This window comes from Pseudomonas sp. CGJS7 (assembly GCF_036961695.1).
The window spans coordinates 1-22,018 of the sequence record NZ_JBAMDI010000012.1 but is presented as its reverse complement, the minus strand read 5'-3'; the positions used below and the strand labels follow the sequence as shown (position 1 = coordinate 22,018).

Sequence of the window (22,018 nt, the reverse complement as noted above, 5' to 3'; positions counted from 1 at the left end):
GGCCCGACATGCGCCATAGGTGCTCTATGGTAAAGTCCGCCCTTTCCAGATTCCGAGATACCGCTGCACATGACCCCTCTCCTCCGCTTCCTCAACCGCACCAGCCTGGTGACTCAGATCGTCATCGGCCTGCTCGCCGGCATCGCCCTCGCCCTGCTGGCACCTGCCATCGCCCGCGACCTGGCCTTTCTTGGCAAGGTGTTTGTCAGCGCCCTGAAGGCGGTTGCGCCCGTGCTGGTGTTCATCCTGGTCATGGCTTCGGTCGCCAACCATCGTCACGGCCAGGAAACCCACATTCGCCCGATCCTCTGGCTGTACCTGCTGGGCACCTTTGCCGCAGCAGTGGTGGCCGTGGTTGCCAGCATGCTGTTCCCGTCGCACCTGGCACTAAGCACCAGCGAAGCCACGCTGAGCGCGCCAGGCGGCATCACCGAGGTGCTGCAGAACCTGCTGCTGAGTGCGGTAGACAACCCGGTCAATGCCCTGCTCAATGCCAACTTCATCGGCGTGCTGACGTGGGCCATCGGCTTGGGTGTGGCCCTGCGCCACGCCGGCGAAACCACCCGTACCGTGGTCGAAGACCTGTCCACGGGTGTAACCCTGATCGTGCGCGTGGTCATCCGCTTCGCCCCGCTGGGCATCTTTGGCCTGGTCAGTTCCACCCTGGCCCAGTCGGGCCTGGACGCGCTGCTCGGCTACCTGCACCTGTTGGCGGTACTGATCGGCTGCATGCTGTTCGTGGCGTTGGTGATGAACCCACTGATCGTGTTCTGGAAGATCCGCCGCAACCCCTACCCGCTGACGCTGCTGTGCCTGCGTGAAAGCGGTATTACCGCGTTCTTCACCCGCAGCTCGGCCGCAAACATCCCGGTGAACCTGGCGTTGTCGGAACGCCTTGGCCTGCATGAAGACACCTACTCGGTGTCGATCCCGCTGGGCGCGACCATCAACATGGCCGGTGCGGCGATCACCATTACCGTGCTCACCCTGGCCGCAGTGCATACCCTGGGTATCCAGGTGGACCTGCCGACTGCCGTGCTTCTCAGCGTGGTGGCAGCAGTGTGCGCCTGCGGCGCCTCGGGCGTGGCCGGGGGTTCGCTGCTGCTGATTCCGCTGGCGTGCAGCCTGTTTGGCATCCCAAGCGAAATTGCCATGCAGGTGGTTGCGGTGGGCTTCATCATCGGCGTGCTGCAGGACTCGGCCGAAACGGCGCTGAATTCTTCGACCGATGTGCTGTTCACTGCCGCGGCATGCCAGGCTCAAGAGCAGCGCAACGGCTAAGAGGGCCGGGGCCGCTTTGCGGCCCCAATTGCCTTACGCGATGGCATTACCTACCCTAGTGGCCTTTCCCCAGCCACGAGACAGGGCCATGTCAGAACACGAAACCGCAGGTGAAGGCCGCTTCAACAGCATCGAGATCCGCGTTCTCGGCTCGCTGATCGAAAAGCAGGCCACCAGCCCGGAAAGCTACCCGCTGACCCTCAATGCCCTGGTCCTGGCCTGCAACCAGAAGACCAGCCGCGAGCCGGTGATGAACCTCACCCAAGGCCAGGTCGGCCAGGCATTGCGCGCCCTCGAAGGTCAGGGCATGACCCGCCTGCAGATGGGCAGCCGTGCCGACCGCTGGGAACATCGGGTAGACAAGGCACTGGAGCTGGTGCCCGCGCAGTTGGTGCTGATGGGCCTGATGTTCCTGCGGGGCCCGCAAACCCTCAACGAACTGCTGACCCGTAGCAACCGCCTGCACGACTTTGACGACACCGAGCAGATCCAGCATCAGCTGGAGCGCCTGATCTCGCGGGACCTGGCCTTGCACCTGCCACGCCAGGCCGGCCAGCGTGAAGACCGCTACACCCATGCCTTGGGCGACCCGGCGGAAATCGAGGCGATTCTCGCTGCACGGCAGCAGGAAGGCGGCGCGCGCACCACTGGCGGCAGTGTGTCAGAAGACCGCATCGAAGCCCTCGAAGCCCGCATTGCGGCGCTGGAAGCGCGCCTGGCTGAGCTGGAAGGCTGAGCCGTCACGGCTCGGGGTCGGGGAAATTGCGGCAGCTCTTGCGCTCGGCCAGTTCCCGGTCAGTGGGGCGCTGGTCGACAAACACAGCGCGACCGTCGGCGTAGATTTCCAGGTAGCCCCAGTGCAGGTCCTGCTCTTGCTGCCCGGGCTTTGGGGGGACTAGCCACCAGGGTTCGCGGCTGATCAGGGTCATGGGTGTGATTCCTGAGGGGTCTGCAGTAAGCATAGACACCTTCAGGTGCTGCTTTGCTTGCACCGGCCCTTTCGCGGGTAAACCCGCTCCTACACGACGGCCTGCGTCCACCCCCCGAGGTGTGTCCACCACCAATCTGCGTAGGAGCGGGTTACCCGCGAATACGGTAGCGGCGGCAACGGTGAACGACGGGTGGAGACTGGCCAGCAGGGACGGCCTCTTCGCGGGTGAACCCGCTCTCATCAAACAAAATGCAACCCACTGTTTTCTAAGCACTCAAGCGGCCACCAGCTGATACCCCAGTTTCCGGGCTTTGCGAAGCAAAGCCCGGACCTGCCGGTCTTGGCTTCTGGTTTCGAACTCCTCAAGACCTTGTTCAACATAAGCCTGCTTCTTGGTTAACAGGTTGTACACCAGACGTGCCAACTGATGCGCAGTGGCCTTGATGGCGCAGCTGGTATCCATTCGAGTCAGTCTGGCTCGGTGCGATGCGCCAATGAAACCCTTGTCGTTACGGGCATTGGATGCAGCCTGCTTGAGTGCTTGAGCTGCTCGATTGACTATTTTGGGCCCGCCACCTGCCAGTCGATGACCGCCGGAAATTCGGGTAGGGGGAGCCAGTCCCAACCAAGAGCAGAAGTGCTGTGAGGACGGGAAGCGTGATAGATCTGTACCGATCTCCCCTGCCAGCACTAATGCAGTGTCCACCCCAATGGTTGGAATTGCGGTTAGGTCCACGCCAAGAACTTTCCACAATGTCTGATGCAATTCAGTCTGTTGGGCACCGTTTCGGTGTGGGCTCCGTAAAGGCTTATTGGATGGCTCTGGCTTGTTTTGCAGCACCGGCAACTGCTCTAACGCGGCTTTTATGGCGTCGTCACAATCAGCAATTTGCTGCTCCAGGAAGTCATAGGCAGCCAATTCCTGAGTTAGCGCATGCAAATGCTCGCGCCGCCAATTGCCATGAAGACTCCGAGCGACAGCCTCCTTGCCTGCCTTGATGCGGCGGTCGGTTAGTTCAGCCAATTGCGATGGGTCCCGTTCACCTGCGCAGATGGCTCGCAAAATCTTCATGCCAGTTACACCGGAAATATCACTGATGACATTGGCCAGCTGGATGTTCATTTGGCTCATGGCCTTTTGCATCCGGTTCAGCGTCTGCGCCTGGTCTTTCACTTTGGAAGCACGCTGCCTGACCAATGACCGGACGCAGCAGGTCAGATCATCGGGGCGGAATGCGCCTCTGAGCAGTCCATGAGTCATCAGCTGCCAAATCCACTGGCAATCCAACACATCTGATTTACGGCCCGTGATTTGCCGAGTTGCTCTGGCATTGACGAGATAAACCTCAAAACCGCGCTCGCTGAGAATCTCGTAAATTGGAATCCAATAAACCCCCGTGGATTCCATGGCAACGACCTTGATCCCCAGGCTTTCAAGTCAGTTAGCCATCTTGAGCAGGTCGTCAGTAAAGGACGTGAACGACTGGACGGGATTTTCGTGCCGGGGATCGACCGCCACGAAATGCTCTCGACCACCGACATCGATCGCCGCGCAATCGGGATGGACGACGGTAAAGCGTTGCTTGGAAGGCTTGCGCGCCATGATGAATCCTCGCAGGATAAAGGGCGCGCGGGGCACACGGTGGCGAAAGGGTTCACTCTCTCATACGTGGTCACAGCTGAATCAGCTGATGCCTACAGGGACTTCACGCCGATACCGTGCGGATCACTCTCCTACGCGGGTGTGCGGACACACACCAGTGCTGGCTACGATCTCTGTCCCGCGCACACGAACCCTAACAAAGCAAAAGGCGGCTGGCCCTACCGGGCCAACCGCCTTTTCTTTTTCAAAATGTCAGCGTCGCTGCGGAACTGAAGCCGTACACCTCATGTTTGCTGCGCGACAGCGCAGCCCGGAAGGGCTGGGTGATCTCCTACAGAGATCGCAGTTTGCCGGCGTTACCTAGCAAGCTGGTCTGCCTGACTTGGCAATGAGCCCTCTGGGCTGATGGGGGACCTGTGTGGGTTCATCGAGGCGTTGAACCGTCGCGAACACCGGCGAAGCCGGTGCCATTCACCGAGTCGGATTCTTCGCGGGCACGCCCGCTCCCACCGAAGCACAGCTCTAGCTTTGAGGCGGTGTTTTACCTTGAGATTTTGGCCTGGGGCTGCCAAACCCTATAGGCCCACTCAAGTCGCTCAGCAGCCTTTTTGTGAGCTTGGTCCCGCTCACGACGATCGACAGCGACGACAAGAACCACGATCTCTTGGTCAATGACCTGATAGACCAGCCTGTACCCACTGCTGCGAAGCTTTATTTTGTAGCAATCTGGCAGCGAGTGAAGGCGGTTTGCCTCGATTCGAGATTTCAGCAGGACCTCTGCCAGTTTCTTCTTGAACTGCTGACGCACGGTATCGCCCAGCTTCTTCCACTCCTTCAATGCGCGGGCATCGAAGTCGAGGCTATAGGTCATCCAGCTGGACCCTCACGCGCTGCGGAGAACCAAGACGCTCTTGTACGGTCGCAATGAGGTCTTCATCTTCCTCGGTCATAAGGACTGGCCTGAAGGGTAGCTTGCCCCGCTCAGCGACATATTGCAGAGCCTGCCGCATGAGCTCGGAGGGGGTTACACCGAGGCGCTCGAGCTCTTTGTAGGCGCGGGCTTTGAGATCATCGTCGACGCGGATGTTGATGGAAGCCATGGCTTGGCCCTCATGTAAAGACGACTGTCATTACAGCGCACTGATCTTGGTGATTCTGCAATGATGGATTGTTTGCCGGGGCCGCTGTGCGGCCCTTTCGCGGCACAAGGCCACCCAGGGAATCGCGTAGCACGGGAGATTTGCCAAGATAGCTGGCGGCCGTGGCGCCAGGGAGCGCTCGATCTTAGCCGGGAAGCGTTGCGGAAAAGGAAGAGGCCTCGCCCACGCCGACAGGAGGGGTACGGCACCAACGAGGATGCCGGGACTGGACATGCCAGTCTGAGTGGTCGAGGGCGAGGCCAGATCTGAAGATAGCGCATGCTCGCGGATGGGACCACTGCTGATTCGATTTGATTTGTAAACCATGTCCCCGGTTTGAGGTGCGAGGCAGGCAATGGGGGCATGCCCGCACAGAGGATCGCGTACGGCGCGAGAGCCCCAGTCGTAGTATGTCTGTACAGAGTCCACGGTAGAGCTTCTGCAGCCCGGATTTCGCGTCCTTGGATCCTTATTACTCAACTATCAGCCGTTGACAGCCCACCTTCCCCTTGCTAATAATCGCCCATAGTTGTACGACAACACATAACAAAAACAACAATCCGTGGACGAACCCATGTCGACACCCATCCCGCTGCACCCGCACCTGTTGCACACCCCTCTTCCCCCGGCCAGCTCGCGTACACCAGCCAGTACGTAGCGCCCGGTTACCGCGCGTTCACCCCTGGCCCTGACCGGCCCGTTATCTACCCGCCCCTGCCGCAGGCCGCTTGCGCGTGCCCGGTGGACGGGCACGCCACACCCTTAGGGAGCACAACAATAATGAAAATCTGCCACACCCTACCCTTCGCCCTGCTTGGCGCCGGGGTTATCGCCGGCCTGCCGGGCACCAGCCTGGCCGCGGGATTTGTCGAGGACAGCAAGGCCACCCTCGGGCTGCGCAACTTCTACATCAACCGCAACTTCACCAACCCCAGCAACCCGCAAAGCAAGGCCGAGGAGTGGACGCAAAGCTTCATTCTCGATGCCCGCTCGGGGTTCACAGAAGGGCCAATCGGCTTCGGCGTGGATGTGCTGGGGCTGTGGTCGGTCAAGCTCGACGGCGGTGGCGGTACCTATGGCACGGCGTTGCTGCCTCGCCATGACGATGGCCGGCCAGCCGACGATTACGGGCGCCTGGCGGTGGCGGGCAAGGCGCGTATTTCCAAGACCGAACTGAAGATCGGTGAATGGATGCCGGTGCTGCCGATTCTGCGTTCGGACGACGGGCGTTCGTTGCCGCAAACATTCCGTGGCGGGCAGGTTACCTCCAACGAAATCGCAGGGCTGACCCTGTACGGCGGCCAGTTCCGCGGCAACAGCCCGCGTAACGACGCGAGCATGGAAGACATGAGCTACGGCGGCGGCGTGTCGGACCGTTTCAACTTCGTCGGCGGCGAGTACAAGTTCAACCAGGACCGCACGCTGGTGGGGCTGTGGAATGCGGTGCTGAAGGACGTGTACCAGCAGCAATACCTGCAACTGAGCCACAGCCAGCCGGTGGGTGACTGGACCCTGGGTGCGAACCTCGGCTACTTCCATGGCGATGACGACGGCTCCAGGCGCGCTGGTGAACTGGATAACAAGACCTACTCGGGGATGTTCTCGGCCAAGTACGGCGGCAGCACCTTCTGGGTGGGGCTGCAGAAAGTCGATGGTGATACCTGGATGCGGGTGAACGGCACCAGTGGCGGGACCTTGGCCAACGACAGTTACAACTCCAGCTTCGACAATGCCAACGAGCGTTCGTGGCAGGTACGCCATGACTTCAACTTCGTCACCGTCGGGGTACCGGGGTTGACCCTTATGAACCGCTACATCAGCGGGCGCGATGTGCACAGCGGGGGCGTGACCGATGGCAAGGAGTGGGTGCGTGAAACGGAGCTTGCGTATGTGATCCAGAGCGGGGCGCTCAAGGATTTGAGCGTGAAATGGCGTAACTCGTCGATTCGCCGGGATTACAGCAATAACGAGTTCGATGAGAACCGGTTGATCTTCAACTATCCGCTGTCGTTGCTCTGATCAAGAAATGCGGGTTTACCCGGGAATACGGTGGCGGCGGCGACGGTGAATGGCGGGTGGGGATTGGCCAGCAGGGCCGGCCCTTTCGCGGGTAAACCCGCTCCTACGGCGGCCCGTGGCCAACCACCGATGTGTGTAGGAGCGGGTTTACCCGCGAATGCGGTGGCGGCGGAGACGGTGGACGGCGGGTGGGGATTGGCCAGCAGGGCCGGCCTCTTCGCGGGTAAACCCGCTCCTACGGGCGACCGCGCAGGCCTTTCGCATTTCTTACCCGCGAAAAGGCCGGCAAAAGCCGCCCAAGCCTCATTGACAACACACAGAACCACCGCCAATAATCACCCAAGTCATACGACAACCTACAACAACTAACAACAAGAGCCGGCCATGACCACTACCCCCTTCAATCGCCTGCTGCTCACCGGAGCCGCAGGCGGCCTGGGCAAGGTCCTTCGCGAACGCCTGCAAGGCTACGCCGAGGTCCTGCGCCTGTCTGACATCAGCCCCATGGCCCCGGCCGCGGGCCCGCATGAAGAAGTCATTACCTGCGACCTGGCCGACAAGGCTGCGGTGCATGCCCTGGTCGAAGGCGTGGACGCCATCATCCACTTTGGCGGGGTTTCTACCGAACACGCCTTCGAAGAGATTCTCGGCCCCAATATCTGCGGCGTGTTCCACGTGTACGAGGCGGCGCGCAAGCACGGGGTCAAGCGCATCATCTTCGCCAGCTCCAACCACACCATCGGTTTCTATCGCCAGGATGAGCGCATCGACGCTCACGCGCCGCGCCGTCCCGACAGCTATTACGGGCTGTCCAAGTGCTACGGCGAAGATGTGGCCAGCTTCTACTTTGACCGCTACGGCATCGAGACCGTCAGCATTCGCATCGGCTCGTCGTTCCCGCAGCCACAAAACCTGCGCATGCTCTGCACCTGGCTCAGTTACGACGACCTGGTGCAGTTGATCGAACGCGGGCTGTTCACCCCCGGGGTTGGCCACACCATCGTCTACGGCGCCTCCGACAATCGCACCGTGTGGTGGGACAACCGCCATGCCGCGCACCTGGGCTATGTACCCAAGGACAGCTCCGAAACCTTCCGCGCAGCCGTGGAGGCCCAACCGGCACCCGCCGCCGATGACCCGAGCATGGTCTACCAGGGCGGCGCTTTCGCCGTGGCCGGCCCGTTCAACTGATCCCTCGCCAGGAGGCACGGCCATGAACTGCGAACTGATCGTCGACGCCCGCAACGGTACCGGCGAAAGCCCTGTGTGGCACCCCGGTGAACAGGCCCTGTACTGGGTAGACATTCCCGCTCGCCAATTGCATCGCTGGCAAGCGGCCGATGGCAAACACCAGTGCTGGCAAGGCGACGAGATGCTGGCCTGCATCGCCCGCAGCGGTCAGGGCTGGGTTGCGGGCATGGAAAGCGGCATCTTCCAGCTCCAGGCCAAGGCGGACGGCAGCCTGGACAGCCGGCTGCTCAGCAACGTGCAGCACGCCCAGGCCGGCATGCGCTTCAACGATGGCCGCTGCGACCGTCAGGGCCGCTTCTGGGCCGGGACCATGCTGCTGGACATGCAGCAAGGTGCCCACGTGGGCGCGCTGTACCGGCATGACGGCGAAGGCCACCTGCACCTGCAGCAGGATGGCATGATCGTGCCCAACGGCCTGGCGTTCAGCCCCGACGGCAAGCGCATGTACCTGTCCGACTCGCACCCGAACGTGCAGAAGGTATGGGCTTTCGACTACGACATCGACAGCGGCACACCGCACGGCAAGCAGCTGTTCGTCGACATGCGCAACTACCCCGGCCGCCCGGATGGCGCCGCCATCGACCAGGACGGCTGCTACTGGATCTGCGGCAACGACGCCGGGCAGATCCACCGTTTTACCCCCGAAGGTCGCCTCGACCGATCACTCAGCGTGCCGGTGAAAAAGCCGGCAATGTGCGCCTTTGGCGGCGCCAGCCTGGACATTCTGTACGTCACCTCGATCCGCCCCACGGGCATCGACCTCAGCGACCAGCCCCTGGCTGGCGGGGTATTTGCCCTCGACCCTGGCACCAAGGGCCTGGAGGAACCTGCCTACCGGGGCTGACGCGCCGTGCCACACCCACACTTGCACCCACGAAACCAGATAATAAAAACCACGGAGTTTCATCATGACGTTCAAACGCAAGCTGCTTCTTGCCGTACTCCCGTTCGCCTTCAGCGTGGCCATGCCCGCCTCGGCGCTGGACATCAAGTTCGCCGAAATCCACCCGGCCGGCTACCCGACCGTGGTCGCCGAGCAGAACATGGGTAAAAAGCTGGAACAGGCCAGCAATGGCGACATTACCTTCAAGATGTTCGCCGGCGGCGTGCTGGGATCGGAAAAGGAAGTGATCGAACAGGCTCAGATCGGCGCCGTGCAGATGACCCGCGTCAGCCTGGGGATCGTCGGCCCGGTGGTGCCGGATGTGAACGTATTCAACATGCCGTTCGTGTTCCGCGACCATGATCACATGCGCAAGATCATCGACGGCGAGATCGGCCAGGAAATCCTCGACAAGATCACCAATTCCGATTTCAACCTGGTGGCCCTGGCCTGGATGGATGGCGGCTCGCGCAGCATCTACACGAAAAAGCCGGTGCGCAGCCTGGAAGACCTCAAGGGCATGAAGATTCGCGTACAGGGCAACCCACTGTTCATCGACATGATGAACGCCATGGGCGGCAACGGCATCGCCATGGACACCGGGGAAATCTTCAGTGCCCTGCAAACCGGGGTGATCGACGGCGCCGAGAACAACCCGCCGACCTTGCTTGAGCACAACCATTTCCAGAGCGCCAAGTACTACACCCTGACCGGCCACCTGATCCTGCCGGAGCCGGTGGTGATGTCCAAGACCACCTGGAACAAGCTCACTCCGGAGCAGCAGGTGCTGGTGAAAAAGGTCGCGCGCGAAGCACAGATGGAAGAGCGTGCGCTGTGGGACGCCAAGTCTGCCGCCAGCGAAGAGAAGCTCAAGGCCGCCGGTGTCGAGTTCATCACTGTCGATAAGAAACCGTTCTTCGAAGCCACCGCATCGGTACGCGAGAAGTACGGCGCGCCGTACGCCGACCTGATGAAGCGTATCGACGCCGTCCAGTAATACCAGCCCCTTCCAAGACGACCTCGGCAGTGCGGCCGCCGCCGCCCTGCCGCTTTGGTGATGCCTATGAAATCGCTTTTCCTGAGCGTGAACGACACGCTGTACCGCAGTTGCATCTGGATCGCGGGCCTGTCGATCCTGGCCATGACGCTGATCATCCCGTGGGGCATCTTCGCCCGCTACGTGCTGGGCACCGGCTCCAGCTGGCCAGAGCCAGTCTCTATCCTGCTGATGGTGGTATTCACCTTCGTTGGTGCCGCCGCCAGCTATCGCGCCGGGGCGCATATGGCGGTGGGGATGATTACCGACCGGTTGCCGCCGCTGCAGCGCCAGCTGGTCGCCCTGCTGGTACAACTGCTGATGATCGTGGTGTGCGTGTTCATGACCTATTACGGCACCCGGCTGTGCATCACCACCTGGAACCAGTCGCTGGCCTCGCTGCCCGGTGTGCGGGTCGGCATGACTTACGCGCCGATCCCGGTCGGCGGCGTGCTGACGCTGGTGTTCGTGCTGGAAAAACTCCTGCTGGGCGATCAGAGCAACCGCAAGGTCGTGCGCTTTGATCTGGTCGAAGAAAACGAAGGAGCTGCGTAAATGGAAGCGTTCATTCTGTTGGGCAGTTTCATCGTGCTGATTCTGATCGGCATGCCGGTAGCCTACGCCCTGGGCCTGTCGGCACTGATCGGCGCCTGGTGGATCGACATCCCGCTGCAGGCGATGATGATCCAGGTGGCCAGTGGGGTTAACAAGTTCTCGCTGCTGGCCATTCCATTCTTCGTGCTGGCCGGCGCGATCATGGCCGAAGGCGGCATGTCACGCCGGCTGGTGGCCTTTGCCGGTGTGCTGGTGGGCTTCGTGCGTGGCGGGCTGTCGCTGGTCAACATCATGGCCTCGACCTTCTTCGGTGCGATTTCCGGCTCGTCGGTAGCCGATACCGCCTCGGTGGGCTCGGTGCTGATCCCGGAGATGGAGCGCAAAGGCTACCCGCGTGAATTTTCCACCGCCGTGACCGTCAGCGGCTCGGTGCAGGCGCTGCTGACCCCGCCCAGCCACAACTCGGTGCTGTACTCGCTGGCGGCGGGCGGCACGGTGTCGATCGCCTCGCTGTTCATGGCGGGGGTGATGCCCGGCCTGCTGCTGAGCGCGGTGATGATGGGCCTGTGCCTGTTGTTCGCCAAGAAGCGCAACTACCCCAAGGGCGAAGTGATCCCGCTGCGCCAGGCGCTGAAAATTGCCGGTGAGGCGCTGTGGGGCCTGATGGCCATGGTCATCATCCTCGGCGGTATCCTGTCGGGGGTGTTCACCGCCACCGAATCGGCAGCCGTGGCAGTGGTGTGGTCGTTCTTCGTGACCATGTTCATCTACCGCGACTACAAGTGGCGCGACCTGCCCAAGCTGATGCACCGCACAGTACGGACCATCTCCATCGTGATGATCCTGATCGGCTTTGCCGCCAGCTTCGGCTACGTAATGACGCTGATGCAGATCCCGTCGAAGATCACCACGGCGTTCCTGACCCTGTCGGACAACCGCTACGTGATCCTGATGTGCATCAACTTCATGTTGTTGCTGCTGGGCACGGTGATGGACATGGCGCCGCTGATCCTGATCCTTACGCCGATCCTGCTGCCGGTGATTACCGGTATCGGCGTGGACCCGGTGCACTTTGGCATGATCATGTTGGTGAACCTGGGTATCGGGCTGATCACCCCGCCGGTGGGAGCGGTGTTGTTTGTCGGCTCGGCCATCGGCAAGGTGAGTATCGAGTCGACGGTGAAGGCGCTGATGCCGTTCTACCTGGCGCTGTTCCTGGTGCTGATGGCAGTGACTTACATTCCAGCGATCTCGCTGTGGCTGCCTAGCGTGGTGCTGTAATTATGAACGGGGGCCGCTTGGCGGCCCCTGGGCTCTTGCAAATGGATCCTGCACATGGCTGTTCCCTCCTCGGTTGTACCGCTTTTCCCACGCAAACTGGCCATCGCCCTGCTCGCCCTGCTGGCCTGTTCATTCGCTGGCAACCACATCGCCGCGCGCATCGCCTTCGATGACGGCACCGGCGTGCTGCTGGCGATTCTCTGCCGCTCAGGCATCACGTTCCTGGTACTGGCCGGGCTGCTGCTGTGGCAACGCCAGGCCCTGGCCCTGCCCGCTGGTGCGCGCCGGTGGCAGCTGCTGCTCGGCCTGCTGATTGCCACCCAGAGCCTGTGCCTGTACTCGGCGGTGGCGCGTATTCCAGTGGCTTTGGCGCTGCTGGTGGGCAACACCTTCCCGATGCTGCTGGCGCTGCTCACCTGGGCGCTGGGCGGCGCACGCCCCACGGGCCGCACCGTGCTGTTCATGGGCCTGATCCTGTGCGGCCTGGTGCTGGCGCTGGATGTGCCGGCACGCCTGGCCGACAGCGGTGCGGCCAACCCGCACTGGGTGCCAGGGGTCAGCCTGGCCTTCGGCGCCGCCTGTGCCTTTGCCTGCGCCTTGTGGATCACCGACCATAAACTGGCCAGCGTGCGCGGCCCCGTGCGCAGCCTGCTGACTTTGCTGATCGTGTTCTCCAGCATGCTGGTTGCAGGCGCAAGCGGCGTGATGCCGTCCGGTTTGTCATTGCCAGGCAGCAGCGGTGGCTGGGCGGCCTTGACCAGCCTTGTAGTGCTGTATGGCTTGGCCTTCACCTTGCTGTTTGTTTGTGTGCCAAGGCTGAACATGGCGCAGAACGCACCCGTGATGAACGTCGAACCCATCGCCACGCTACTGCTGGGCTGGGCCTTGCTCGATCAGCAACTGGGCACCCTGCAATTACTCGGCGGCGCGGTGGTGGTGTGCGGCATCGTGCTGCTCACCTACCGTCGGGCCAATTGATTGTTCATTTAAATGGAGCCTTGAATGTCTGCGACCGAACTGCACCTGCAGGACCGCCTGACCCGCCTGAGCCTGGCTCCGGAGTTGGGCGCCAGCCTGGTCAACTGGGAAGTGAAAGCGACCGGGCAAGCGCTGCTGCGCCATTCCGACCTGGCCGCACTGAAAAGTGGTACGCCACGACGCCTCGCCTGCTACCCACTGGCGCCTTGGTCCAACCGCATTGGCGAGGGTGGCTTTGCCCGGCCCGAGGGGTGGCAGGCACTGGCACCGAATACCGGGCATGACCCTTACCCGATCCATGGCAGTGCCTGGCAACAGGCCTGGCAGGTGGAGCATCACAGTGAACAGCGAGCACGGCTGACGCTAGACAGTGCTGTGCCGTTTGCTTACCGGGCCACGCTGGATGTGCATCTGCATGAGGGGTGCCTGAACCTGGACCTGCATGTAACCCATCTGGATGAGTCGGCCAACTGGTACGGGTTGGGGTTGCACCCTTACTTTCCGAGGTATCCCGATACCAAGTTGTACGCATCGGCACGCAAAGTGTGGCTGGCAGAGGATGGGCGGTTGCCGTCGTACCAGGCCGAGGTGCCCGAACAATGGCGCTTCAATGCCATGGGGCGTTTACCCGAGACAGTGGTTGATCACGCCTTCAGTGGCTGGCCAGGGGAATGTGTGATCGAACAACCCAGCGCGGGTTATCGACTGGCGTGCAGTGCCAGCGGGGCTGAACACTTCTTGCTGTTTTGCCCGCAAGGGCAAGGCTTTTTCTGCTTTGAGCCGGTTAGCCACCCCATCAATGCGCACCACCTGCCAGGGCGACCAGGATTGCGGTTGCTGCACCAGGGGGAGGCAATGAACCTGGGGTTCAGGATGCAGTATCGGGCGTTGTGAGCAGGTTGCCTGAAAAAGGGCCGCCACGATAGCGAACATTGTCTGGCATCCTTTTCGACCCGCTGTACGACGTTAATCCAGCTGCTGATCGCGCAATCCTTGCGCCAGCATGTCGATAAAGGCCCTGACCTTGGCCGACCCGTACTTGCTTTCGCGGTGCAGCACATGAATGGGCCAGGGCGCCTCTTCGTACTCGGCCAGCAGCACCTGCAACTGCCCGCTGGCCAGTTCGTCTGCCACCTGGTACGACAGCAGCCGGGCAATCCCCAGCCCGCCGCTGGCAGCTGCGATTGCCCCGTCATTGCTGGTGACCGTCAGCCGCGGCTTCATGCGCACCAAGGTCGGCTCGTCGGTCACTCCGAAGCGCCAACCCGCACGCGGCGACAGGTTGGTGGTGCCGATTATCGCATGCCCGGCCAGGTCCGACGGGTGCTTCGGCACACCATGGCGCGCCAGGTAGTCGGGCGAGGCACACAACATGCGCCGCACCCTGCCCACCCGCAACGCCTTCAACCCGGAGTCGGGCAACGGCCCGATGCGCACGGCCACGTCCATGCCCTCCTCGACCATGTTCACCACGCGGTCGAGAAAAAACGCGGAAACGTCGACTTCCGGGTACTGCTGCAGGTAACGGACGATGCACGGCATGACGAACTTCTTGCCGAACAAAATCGGCGCGGTCACCGCCAGGTCGCCCCTGGGCGTCGCGTTGATGCCGGCAGCGGCTTCATTGGCCTCGTGAATACTGGCGAGAATGTGCCGGGTGTCTTCCAGATAGCGGCCGCCGGCCTCGGTCAGACGCACGCTGCGGGTTGTACGCAGCAACAGTTTGACCCCGAGCTGCTCTTCCAGGGCGCTGACGGCGCGGGTGACGGCGGCCGCAGAAATGTCCAGACGGCGGGCAGCCGCGGCGAAGCTTTCCAGCTCGCCGACGGCGACGAATACCTTCATCAGGTGGATCTGGTCCATGCGGGCTCCTGAGGGTAATGGGGCGTGCGGATTATCGTTCATCTGGATGCGTGGTGTTAGCTGTGCCGGCCTCTTCGCGGGCAAGCCCGCTCCTACGACTGGCTTCAATCAGACATCCAGCACCAACGCCTGCATCCCCTCCTCCCCCTTCGCTGGCACAGCACAACAGATCAGCACCGACCCTGCCTCCGGCAACTCTGCCGGCGGATTCGGATAATGCACCTGGCCGCTCACCAGCCGGGTCTTGCAGGTACCACACGAACCACCCCGGCAACTGAACTCCGGTGCCAGCCCACGCGCCTCGGCCAGTTCCAGCAAGGTGCCGCTACCGGGAACCCAGCGAGCCTCCTTGGCCGACGCAGCAAAATACACCGGCACCGGTTCGTCGGCGGCAGGCGGCTGTTGCAAGATTGGCTGGTCTGCGTCGGTGTGCCGCCGCAGCGTCGACGGGCCAAACGCTTCGGCGTGAATCCGCGCATCCGGCACATGCACCCCACGCAGCCCTTCGTAAAGCTGCTGGGTGAAGCTGCCCGGCCCACACAGGTAGAAATCGTAGTCGTCCAACGCCAGCGTGGCCTTGACCTGTTCGATACCCAACCGGCCGGCAAACTCGTAATCACGACCGACCTGCGCGTGCCCTTCAGGCTGGCTCAGGGCGCGGTGAACCTGCAGTAGATCGCCAGCCTGTTGCCGCAAGGCCGCCAGTTCCTGCTGGAACGGCAAGTCGGCCAGGCTGCGTGCGCCATGGAACAGATGAATGCGCCGGGCCTGCCCTGTCCTCAACTGCTGGCGCAGCATGGCCAGCAACGGCGTGATGCCCACGCCCGCGCCGATCAGCACCAACGGGCGCGTGCTTTGCTGGTCAAGCGTGAAGCTGCCCATCGGCGGCCGCACATTCAACACATCGCCGGCCACAACGCGCTCATGCAGATACCGCGAAGCCGGGCCCTGGGCTTTGACGCTGATGCGCAAGAATCCATCGTCGGGGGCACTTGAAAGGCTGTAGGTGCGGATCAGCGCCGGCTCGCCATCACGCGGCACTTGCACAGGCAGATGCTGGCCAGGGGCAAAGGCCACACGGCAGCCTGCCGGTGGTTCGAGATAGAACGAGCGGATGTCGCGGCTTTCCTGCTCCACCCGCAGCACCCGCCAGGCCAGCCATTGGCGCTGTTGTTGCCGCTGCTCCAGGCGCGCATCGGCCTCGGCCCAGGTACTGGTCATCAGACTGGTCGGCGCGTACTCCTTGAAAGCCCAGCGCAGGGCAACGGCTGCCGGACGCCACACCACCTGCTCGACCTGCAGTGTCCATAACCGCTCAGCGCCTTCAAAGGCCTGGATGGCCGGGCTGTCCAGCAGCACCTCGGCACGCCCGTACAGTTGCAACACATTGCCATTTTTGAAGTCGATGAACAGCAAGCCGGCCCGCGGGTTGACCACCAGATTACCCAAGGTGTTGAAATGCAGATTGCCAGCATAGTCGGGAATCGTCAGCCGATTGCCTTCGACCTTGATGAACCCTGGCCGGCCACCACGGTGAGAGACATCTACCGAGCGCTGGCCGTCAGCATGCTCGACATAGCTGGCGACGAAGAAGGTATCGGCCGCCTGGATCATGCTGACGGTCGAGGTATCCAGTGTTGTCGCATCGATGCGCCCGAGGGCGGGTTCGGTGACGCGGGTGTAGTCACGCAACTGGATGTACTGCGGGCAGTTGCCAAACGCCTGCTCTACGGCCACTTGCAGTTGCCCTTGGGCAGCGTGGCGGATCTGCCCGTTGATGCGATTGCGCCGACGGGTGTGCAGTTCGATCCCCAGCAGGCCGACCGCCTGCCCGGCTGCCAACCCGGGGGTGGCGGGGTCATCTGCTGGCAACGTGGTGTGGATCGTCAGCATACGAGGGTCAGGCGAGCTTACGAACCCTTCCGGCCCTTCCAGCAGCGTGGCCCAAGGCCGACCCTGGGCATCCACACTGGCGGCGACCATGAACGGTAACTGGTGATAGAACGTCCGGTGCTGGTCGGGCATGTGGTCACGAATGACCTTTTGCCCGAACGCCTCCATGCGTTCTGCTACACCGACCTTTTCCTGCAGGGTCTTTTCACCCGCATGCCAGGGCGAGGGGCGGTGATCAGGAGATTGTTGCATGGCGGCGTTCCTCGCGATGGCGGGGTTTCAGGCGTGGGTTTGCAGCCCGATCACGGTGCGCGGCATGGGGACGAAACGCGGCAGAGCCTCGATCCGCGCCAGCCAGTTGCGCACATTGGCATAGGGCTCCAGCGACACATTGCCTTCGGGGGCGTGAGCGATGTACGAGTAGTTGGCAATGTCCGCGATGGTGGGTGTGCTACCCGTCAGGAATGGCGTGTTGGCCAACTCGGCATCGATCACCTTGAGCAAGGTGTGGGCGCGGGAAATCACTTCGTCGGTATTGAACGAAGCCCCGAACACCGTGACCAGGCGGGCGGCGGCCGGGCCAAAGGCCAGCGGGCCGGCAGCGACTGATAGCCAGCGTTGCACCCGGGCGGCGGCGGCAGGTTCTTCGGGCAGCCAGGCACCGTTGTCATACTTTTTGGCCAGGTAGACGAGGATGGCGTTGGAGTCGGCAATCACGGTGCCGTTGTCATCGATGACTGGAACCTGGCCGAACGGGTTGAGGGCGAGGAAGTCCGGCTGCTTGTGCGCACCTTTGGCCAGGTCGACGAACACCAGCTCGGTGGGCAGGTTCAGTAGCGAGAGCATCAACTCGATGCGATGGGCATGGCCAGACTTGGGGAAGTTGTAGAGCTTGATCGGGTTCGACATGGGCTTGGCTCCTGGTCAGCGCCGGGACGGGGCTGATGGAGCACATGCTGCACTGGATCGGCTGGCAGCAGAATCAGTGCGCAGGGGAAACCATAATTTCGCAGGGCGGAATAATGGTTTCCAAACACTTGCGCTGGCGCCTGCAGGTGAGCGCTAGCCAACGATCCGATCAGTGCAGCTTTTTGAAATGTCGGTACAGCCCACGCGCAGCCTCGACCACCTGCGGTACACAGGCCTGGATATCCTCTTCGCTCATCTGGTCCAGCAGCTCGAAATTATCTTCCAGCCCATGTAGCGAAATGGCCTTGAGCAGCAGGTCCTGCTCCGGTGGCAACTCGCCCCAACCGGCAATCTGGGTACCGCGCATGTAGCCGAAACACCACTCCTCCATCACGATCACAGTGCCCTGTTCGCCCTCGCTTTCCTCGAACAGCGGCTCGAACTGGTCGACACCATTGCTGAGTTCTTCTGCCACCTGGCTGGCATAACGCAGCATCAATGCCGTGTAGGCCTCCTCATGCGCGGGCTTCTTGAACTTCGGTACCTTGCCACCCGCCACCGCGGGCAGCCATTGCTCCGGGAGGACAGTGATCGGCGAACTGGCCAGCGCGACGAAAAAGCCATTGAGCTCGGCCAGGTTCAGCACCGAGTAGTCATTGCCATAGGTGATCAGCAGGTCTTCGAGGCGGTCGAGTTCTTTTTCGCTGAGTACGGGGAGCATGGGTAAGAATCCTGGGAAGCAAAAGTGTGTGCACCCTAGCACAGCAACGCCGGAAGGGCTGCCCGCGCGAACACCCGCGCGGGCAGATGGTTCAGGGCTGCAACCAGTCCTGCAGCTCATGTTGCCGGTCGGTGCCTATCAGCAGCCACAGCAAGATGCGGCATTTGCGCGGGCAGAGTTGCCCAGCCATGTAGACGCCTTTTTTCTGCAGGTCGATCTCTGCACCAGCAAACCCGTAGGTTGCCCGGGCTGTAGGCCCCCTACCTGTGCGCGTAGCAACCATGACCGGCAAGGTGGGCGCCAGGTGTTCCAGCACTTCGGACCAACTGGCGGAAACATGCCCAGCACCGAAACCGGCGATGACCAACCCCTCATAACCCAATGTGGCCACAGCCCGCAGCAGCGCCGTGTCCGCGTCCAGGCAGGCTTCCAGCAGGGCAACGCGCTGGTCGGTGCGATACGGTAACGGCAACACTTTCCGTCGCCCGGGCGGATGGCGATACAACACAACACCCTCCACAACGTCGCCCAACGGGCCACATCCGGGCGACTCGAATGCCGCCATCGCCAGGCTGGCCGTCTTGCGAACCCTTGCCGCGCAGTGGACCTGATCATTCATGACCACAAGCACACCTCGCCCACGGCTGTCTTGTGCCAATGCAACCTGAGCCGCAGCCAACAAGTTGGCCGGCCCATCATTGCCCGGCTGACTCGCCGAGCGCATGGCACCGGTCATCACCAACGGCACATCGAATGGCCAGAGCAGATCCAGGAAATAGGCCGTTTCCTCAAGGCTGTCGGTCCCTTGGCTCAATACCAAGGCCTGAGCTCCGCGCTCCACCTCGCCACGGGCCCATGCCAGCACCTGCAGCAACGTCGCGAAGCCCAGCGATGCACTGGGGAGCAGGCACAATGAAGCAACGTTCAACTGCGCCATCTCGCGCAATTGTGGAACCTGAAGCAGTTGCCGCTCACAATCCAGGCTTGGCGTTACACCATCCCCGACAGCACAGGCCTGCATACTGACCGTGCCGCCCAGAGTAGCGATCGACAGCCTGGGCAGGCTCGAATGTTCACTCATGCTTCTCCCCCCACAATCAACCCGACTACCGGCACGATGCCAAGCGTGCAGATGGCCATCGACACCACATTGCCGATGTAGCCATGCACATAGGCCGGCAACCGCTGAGTGATCGCCACTGCCAGCGGCGGAGCCACCAGGGCACCCAGCACTGCACTGGCCACCACCACTTGCCAACTGCCGCCATGTGTCAACACCGCGGCCGGGACGATCGACACAATCGGAATGTAGGTAGGGTACCACCCACGGACTTTCCACTGTCCACGCCAGAGTACAACCCCGACCAGGGATGCCAGGGCCTGCCCGGCCACTATCTGCATCACCAGCATAGAACCGTAGGACAGTGCAGCCGGGCTCAACAGGTATGCCAGCAACACACCCAGCAATAGCCCGAGGCTGGCCAGCTCATTACCAAAGAATGGGGCTTCGCTGAAGTCGGCCAGAACGCGTCGCAAAGTCCAGACCACACCGTAGTCAGGCTGATTGACAACCGGCGCCACGACGGTGGGTTCACCGCATTGGCGTACCCATGAAGGAAAGCGCTTGCACAGGATGAAGGCCACCACGCTTGCCGCTGCCATGCCACTCACATTGCCCACTACCACTGGTAACTGCAGGGGATAACACAGGTAATTGACCATCAGCAGGCTGGCCGGTGTTACCAGTAGTGCCCCCAGTAGCGCCCCTGTGATCGTCACCCGCCAGCCCGCACCAAAAAGCAAGACCATGGCTGCCGGCAATGACACGAAGGCAACGAAGGTGGGTTGCCAGGTGCCACTGGCCAAGGTCCATCCCCACAACACATGGCTAAGCAGCAAACCCAAAAACGAGCTGGTAAACACCCATGGCCATAATCCGCTGCCATAGCAGATGGCAAAGCCCTGCCACCGGTACCCTCGCAGCTGCGCCCAGTGCGCCAGGCACGCCCCCAGCAGCAAGCCCAGCGCGGGCAGTTCGTGCTTGTAGAAAGCCACTTCACTGATATCACCAACAATCCAGCGCAAGCGGCTGAGCGGCTCATCGAGCGTCGCCACCCTCTGTGCATAATCCAGCCATTGGCCATGGCCAAGGCTTGCAGCGAGAAACACCAGCAGGCAGCCGAAAATCAACGCAAGCCAATACTGCTGTCGTGAGAAGAAGAGCGTGTTCATTCGCAACTCCTCAACGTGGCATAGGTGCATGCAAGCGATAGCCAAGGGTGGCATCGTAGAGGTCGGTGCGCCGGTCTCTTGGCAGGTCGTTGAGGCTGTTCCAGATCGGTGCCGAGCGTGCACTGCTCAAATCGACATCGGCATAGATGATCTCCTCGGCTTCTGCACTGCCCACCTCGCCGATCGGCCAGCCATTGGTACCGGCGATCAGCGAGCAGCCCAGGAAGCGCCCGCCCCGCTCGCTGCCGACACGGTTCGCGGCGGCGATATAAACGTTGTTGACATGCGCTGCCGTCATGGTCAGGTACGAGGCCATGCAGCGCCCTGCATCATCGAACAACGGCGGCGGGGTCCATACCCAGTTGTTGAGGCTGCAGATGATGTCGGCACCTTGCGCGGCCATCACCCGTGGTACTTCCGGGAACCAGATGTCCCAGCAGATCAGCAGGCCGATACGGCCGATAGGCGTCTCGAATACCGGGAACCCCAGGTCACCGGGGGTGAACCAGAGCTTTTCCTGGTTCCACAGGTGCGCTTTGCGGTAATGCCCAAGCAGGCCTTCGGGGCCAAACAGGACAGCACTGTCGTAGAGCTTCAGCCCGTCGCGTTCGGCAAACCCCGCAGCCAGGTATACCTGGTATTGCCTGGCGAAGTCCGCCCAGGTTTTCAGGCAAGGGCCGTCCTGCAGCACCTGCGCATGGGAATAGGCTTCGGCACGGGAGTTGAAGGTGTAGCCCGTGTTGGCCAGTTCAGGCAGTACGATCAGGTTCGCACCTTCGCGTGCTGCGCGCCGGGCCAATGCCAGGCCTCTGCTCACGTTACTCTCACAGTGCTCAAGACCGACCTGAGGGTCGTACTGGATGACAGCGATACGTACGGGGCTGACGGGGGAACAGGATTCAGACATGGCGGCTTCCTTTTTGTGGTTGTTTTGGAAGGACGCCAGTAAAGCGATGTTGGGTCAGGGAGCGACAGTCAGGAGAGTCCTATGGGACCAGAGGAAAGTCACATAATGGCAGTAGGACTCCCCCTACAAAATGGCCCGTACGCCGTTATTTCCCAACCTGATAGTGGGGGTAGTACTCGAGGGTAAAGCCGCCATTGAACTGGGCTGAAGCAACCCAGTAACTCAGGCGCCGACATGCAAGTGCGGTGAATGGAGTGTGTGGCACGTGCGGCAACCGGCCTCTTGTTCGATAAGACGGCGGTAGTCGAGATCCGGGGGGTTAGGGAAACGCGCGGCCCACGGCTGCGTGGGCAGTAATGGGTCGATGGCCAGATCGGCAGGATGGTTGTGTGTTGAACCAATAGTCATGTTCTCGTGTTCTCCATGAGTAGAGAACCTGAGAATGATCAATTGCGAGAGGCATAAAGTGGTTACCACCCGACGGCACCTACAGGATCGTGAGATACCTGTGGGTGCCGCCTTGCAGCGATCAGGGC

At 61.9% G+C, this 22,018-nt stretch carries 20 protein-coding genes and 1 pseudogene; 10 read left to right on the top strand and 11 right to left on the bottom strand.

Annotation, left to right across the window (positions count from 1 at the left end):
* The first annotated feature begins 69 nt into the window (after positions 1–69).
* Entirely contained in the window at positions 70–1,281 is a 1,212-nt protein-coding gene (gene sstT / locus V7787_RS09885) for a serine/threonine transporter SstT (RefSeq protein ID WP_180689635.1), read from the top strand.
* Positions 1,282–1,369: 88 nt separating this feature from the next.
* Positions 1,370–2,017: a YceH family protein gene (locus V7787_RS09880; protein WP_104887383.1), complete on the top strand. Its 648-nt coding sequence runs from the start codon at positions 1,370–1,372 to the stop codon at positions 2,015–2,017.
* Positions 2,018–2,021: 4 nt separating this feature from the next.
* Here the strand turns inward: V7787_RS09880 and V7787_RS09875 are convergent, their stop codons facing one another.
* From V7787_RS09875 to V7787_RS09860, 4 genes and pseudogenes are all read right to left on the bottom strand, one after another.
* Positions 2,022–2,210 (bottom strand): hypothetical protein, encoded by a 189-nt coding sequence (locus V7787_RS09875; RefSeq protein ID WP_003250541.1) that lies wholly within the window; start codon positions 2,208–2,210, stop codon positions 2,022–2,024.
* Positions 2,211–2,486: 276 nt separating this feature from the next.
* A pseudogene (locus V7787_RS09870) lies at positions 2,487–3,815 on the bottom strand (IS110-like element ISPpu9 family transposase).
* Positions 3,816–4,356: 541 nt separating this feature from the next.
* The gene (locus V7787_RS09865) at positions 4,357–4,686 is read right to left on the bottom strand and encodes a type II toxin-antitoxin system RelE family toxin (protein WP_064492301.1); all 330 of its coding nucleotides are present in this window, start codon (positions 4,684–4,686) and stop codon (positions 4,357–4,359) included.
* The gene (locus tag V7787_RS09860) at positions 4,676–4,915 is read right to left on the bottom strand and encodes a type II toxin-antitoxin system RelB/DinJ family antitoxin (RefSeq protein ID WP_064492302.1); all 240 of its coding nucleotides are present in this window, start codon (positions 4,913–4,915) and stop codon (positions 4,676–4,678) included. Before V7787_RS09860 ends, V7787_RS09865 begins: the two co-directional genes overlap by 11 nt.
* Positions 4,916–5,734: 819 nt before the next feature.
* Here V7787_RS09860 and V7787_RS09855 point away from each other — a divergent pair.
* From V7787_RS09855 to V7787_RS09820, 8 genes are all read left to right on the top strand, one after another.
* Positions 5,735–6,973, top strand: coding sequence for an OprD family porin (locus tag V7787_RS09855; RefSeq protein WP_336087702.1), 1,239 nt, complete (start codon positions 5,735–5,737; stop codon positions 6,971–6,973).
* A gap of 384 nt (positions 6,974–7,357) precedes the next feature.
* A complete protein-coding gene (locus tag V7787_RS09850; protein WP_064492304.1) occupies positions 7,358–8,164 on the top strand; it encodes an NAD-dependent epimerase/dehydratase family protein in 807 nt (268 codons plus the stop codon).
* A 22-nt stretch (positions 8,165–8,186) separates the two neighbouring features.
* Positions 8,187–9,068, top strand: a complete 882-nt coding sequence (locus V7787_RS09845; protein ID WP_336087700.1) for a glucurono-1,5-lactonase — start codon at positions 8,187–8,189, stop codon at positions 9,066–9,068.
* 64 nt (positions 9,069–9,132) lie between these two features.
* Positions 9,133–10,104 carry a TRAP transporter substrate-binding protein gene (locus tag V7787_RS09840; protein ID WP_064492306.1) on the top strand — a complete coding sequence of 324 codons (972 nt, stop codon included), beginning with the start codon at positions 9,133–9,135 and terminating at the stop codon, positions 10,102–10,104.
* 66 nt (positions 10,105–10,170) lie between these two features.
* Complete coding sequence (locus V7787_RS09835) at positions 10,171–10,698, top strand: TRAP transporter small permease (protein WP_003254832.1); 528 nt, start codon at positions 10,171–10,173, stop codon at positions 10,696–10,698.
* Complete coding sequence (locus V7787_RS09830; protein WP_003254833.1) at positions 10,699–11,979, top strand: TRAP transporter large permease; 1,281 nt, start codon at positions 10,699–10,701, stop codon at positions 11,977–11,979.
* Positions 11,980–12,033: 54 nt separating this feature from the next.
* Positions 12,034–12,957 (top strand): EamA family transporter, encoded by a 924-nt coding sequence (locus V7787_RS09825; RefSeq protein WP_198748090.1) that lies wholly within the window; start codon positions 12,034–12,036, stop codon positions 12,955–12,957.
* Between the two features lie 24 nt (positions 12,958–12,981).
* A complete protein-coding gene (locus V7787_RS09820; RefSeq protein ID WP_198748091.1) occupies positions 12,982–13,851 on the top strand; it encodes an aldose epimerase family protein in 870 nt (289 codons plus the stop codon).
* A 72-nt stretch (positions 13,852–13,923) separates the two neighbouring features.
* Here V7787_RS09820 and V7787_RS09815 read toward each other — a convergent pair whose 3' ends face one another.
* The 7 genes from V7787_RS09815 to V7787_RS09785 all read right to left on the bottom strand — a co-directional run bounded on the left by V7787_RS09815 (position 13,924) and on the right by V7787_RS09785 (position 21,482).
* Positions 13,924–14,820, bottom strand: a complete 897-nt coding sequence (locus V7787_RS09815) for a LysR family transcriptional regulator (protein ID WP_014589967.1) — start codon at positions 14,818–14,820, stop codon at positions 13,924–13,926.
* A gap of 108 nt (positions 14,821–14,928) precedes the next feature.
* A complete protein-coding gene (locus tag V7787_RS09810; protein ID WP_198748092.1) occupies positions 14,929–16,965 on the bottom strand; it encodes a pyridoxamine 5'-phosphate oxidase family protein in 2,037 nt (678 codons plus the stop codon).
* Between the two features lie 27 nt (positions 16,966–16,992).
* On the bottom strand, positions 16,993–17,622 hold the full coding sequence (locus V7787_RS09805) for a glutathione S-transferase family protein (protein ID WP_064492310.1): 630 nt from the start codon (positions 17,620–17,622) through the stop codon (positions 16,993–16,995).
* A 169-nt stretch (positions 17,623–17,791) separates the two neighbouring features.
* Positions 17,792–18,343 (bottom strand): UPF0149 family protein, encoded by a 552-nt coding sequence (locus V7787_RS09800; RefSeq protein WP_198748093.1) that lies wholly within the window; start codon positions 18,341–18,343, stop codon positions 17,792–17,794.
* 91 nt (positions 18,344–18,434) lie between these two features.
* Complete coding sequence (locus V7787_RS09795; protein ID WP_198748094.1) at positions 18,435–19,424, bottom strand: asparaginase domain-containing protein; 990 nt, start codon at positions 19,422–19,424, stop codon at positions 18,435–18,437.
* Positions 19,421–20,575, bottom strand: a complete 1,155-nt coding sequence (locus V7787_RS09790; RefSeq protein WP_198748095.1) for a hypothetical protein — start codon at positions 20,573–20,575, stop codon at positions 19,421–19,423. The genes V7787_RS09795 and V7787_RS09790 overlap by 4 nt, the downstream gene beginning before the upstream one ends.
* 10 nt (positions 20,576–20,585) lie before the next feature.
* Positions 20,586–21,482 (bottom strand): nitrilase family protein, encoded by an 897-nt coding sequence (locus tag V7787_RS09785; protein WP_020193031.1) that lies wholly within the window; start codon positions 21,480–21,482, stop codon positions 20,586–20,588.
* Positions 21,483–22,018 lie beyond the last annotated feature (536 nt).

Coding starts and splice junctions, on each gene's coding strand:
- sstT (WP_180689635.1), top strand. CDS start 70: ATGACCCCTCTCCTCCGCTTCCTCAACCGCACCAGCCTGGTGACTCAG.
- V7787_RS09880 (WP_104887383.1), top strand. CDS start 1,370: ATGTCAGAACACGAAACCGCAGGTGAAGGCCGCTTCAACAGCATCGAG.
- V7787_RS09875 (WP_003250541.1), bottom strand. CDS start 2,210: ATGACCCTGATCAGCCGCGAACCCTGGTGGCTAGTCCCCCCAAAGCCC.
- V7787_RS09865 (WP_064492301.1), bottom strand. CDS start 4,686: ATGACCTATAGCCTCGACTTCGATGCCCGCGCATTGAAGGAGTGGAAG.
- V7787_RS09860 (WP_064492302.1), bottom strand. CDS start 4,915: ATGGCTTCCATCAACATCCGCGTCGACGATGATCTCAAAGCCCGCGCC.
- V7787_RS09855 (WP_336087702.1), top strand. CDS start 5,735: ATGAAAATCTGCCACACCCTACCCTTCGCCCTGCTTGGCGCCGGGGTT.
- V7787_RS09850 (WP_064492304.1), top strand. CDS start 7,358: ATGACCACTACCCCCTTCAATCGCCTGCTGCTCACCGGAGCCGCAGGC.
- V7787_RS09845 (WP_336087700.1), top strand. CDS start 8,187: ATGAACTGCGAACTGATCGTCGACGCCCGCAACGGTACCGGCGAAAGC.
- V7787_RS09840 (WP_064492306.1), top strand. CDS start 9,133: ATGACGTTCAAACGCAAGCTGCTTCTTGCCGTACTCCCGTTCGCCTTC.
- V7787_RS09835 (WP_003254832.1), top strand. CDS start 10,171: ATGAAATCGCTTTTCCTGAGCGTGAACGACACGCTGTACCGCAGTTGC.
- V7787_RS09830 (WP_003254833.1), top strand. CDS start 10,699: ATGGAAGCGTTCATTCTGTTGGGCAGTTTCATCGTGCTGATTCTGATC.
- V7787_RS09825 (WP_198748090.1), top strand. CDS start 12,034: ATGGCTGTTCCCTCCTCGGTTGTACCGCTTTTCCCACGCAAACTGGCC.
- V7787_RS09820 (WP_198748091.1), top strand. CDS start 12,982: ATGTCTGCGACCGAACTGCACCTGCAGGACCGCCTGACCCGCCTGAGC.
- V7787_RS09815 (WP_014589967.1), bottom strand. CDS start 14,820: ATGGACCAGATCCACCTGATGAAGGTATTCGTCGCCGTCGGCGAGCTG.
- V7787_RS09810 (WP_198748092.1), bottom strand. CDS start 16,965: ATGCAACAATCTCCTGATCACCGCCCCTCGCCCTGGCATGCGGGTGAA.
- V7787_RS09805 (WP_064492310.1), bottom strand. CDS start 17,622: ATGTCGAACCCGATCAAGCTCTACAACTTCCCCAAGTCTGGCCATGCC.
- V7787_RS09800 (WP_198748093.1), bottom strand. CDS start 18,343: ATGCTCCCCGTACTCAGCGAAAAAGAACTCGACCGCCTCGAAGACCTG.
- V7787_RS09795 (WP_198748094.1), bottom strand. CDS start 19,424: ATGAGTGAACATTCGAGCCTGCCCAGGCTGTCGATCGCTACTCTGGGC.
- V7787_RS09790 (WP_198748095.1), bottom strand. CDS start 20,575: ATGAACACGCTCTTCTTCTCACGACAGCAGTATTGGCTTGCGTTGATT.
- V7787_RS09785 (WP_020193031.1), bottom strand. CDS start 21,482: ATGTCTGAATCCTGTTCCCCCGTCAGCCCCGTACGTATCGCTGTCATC.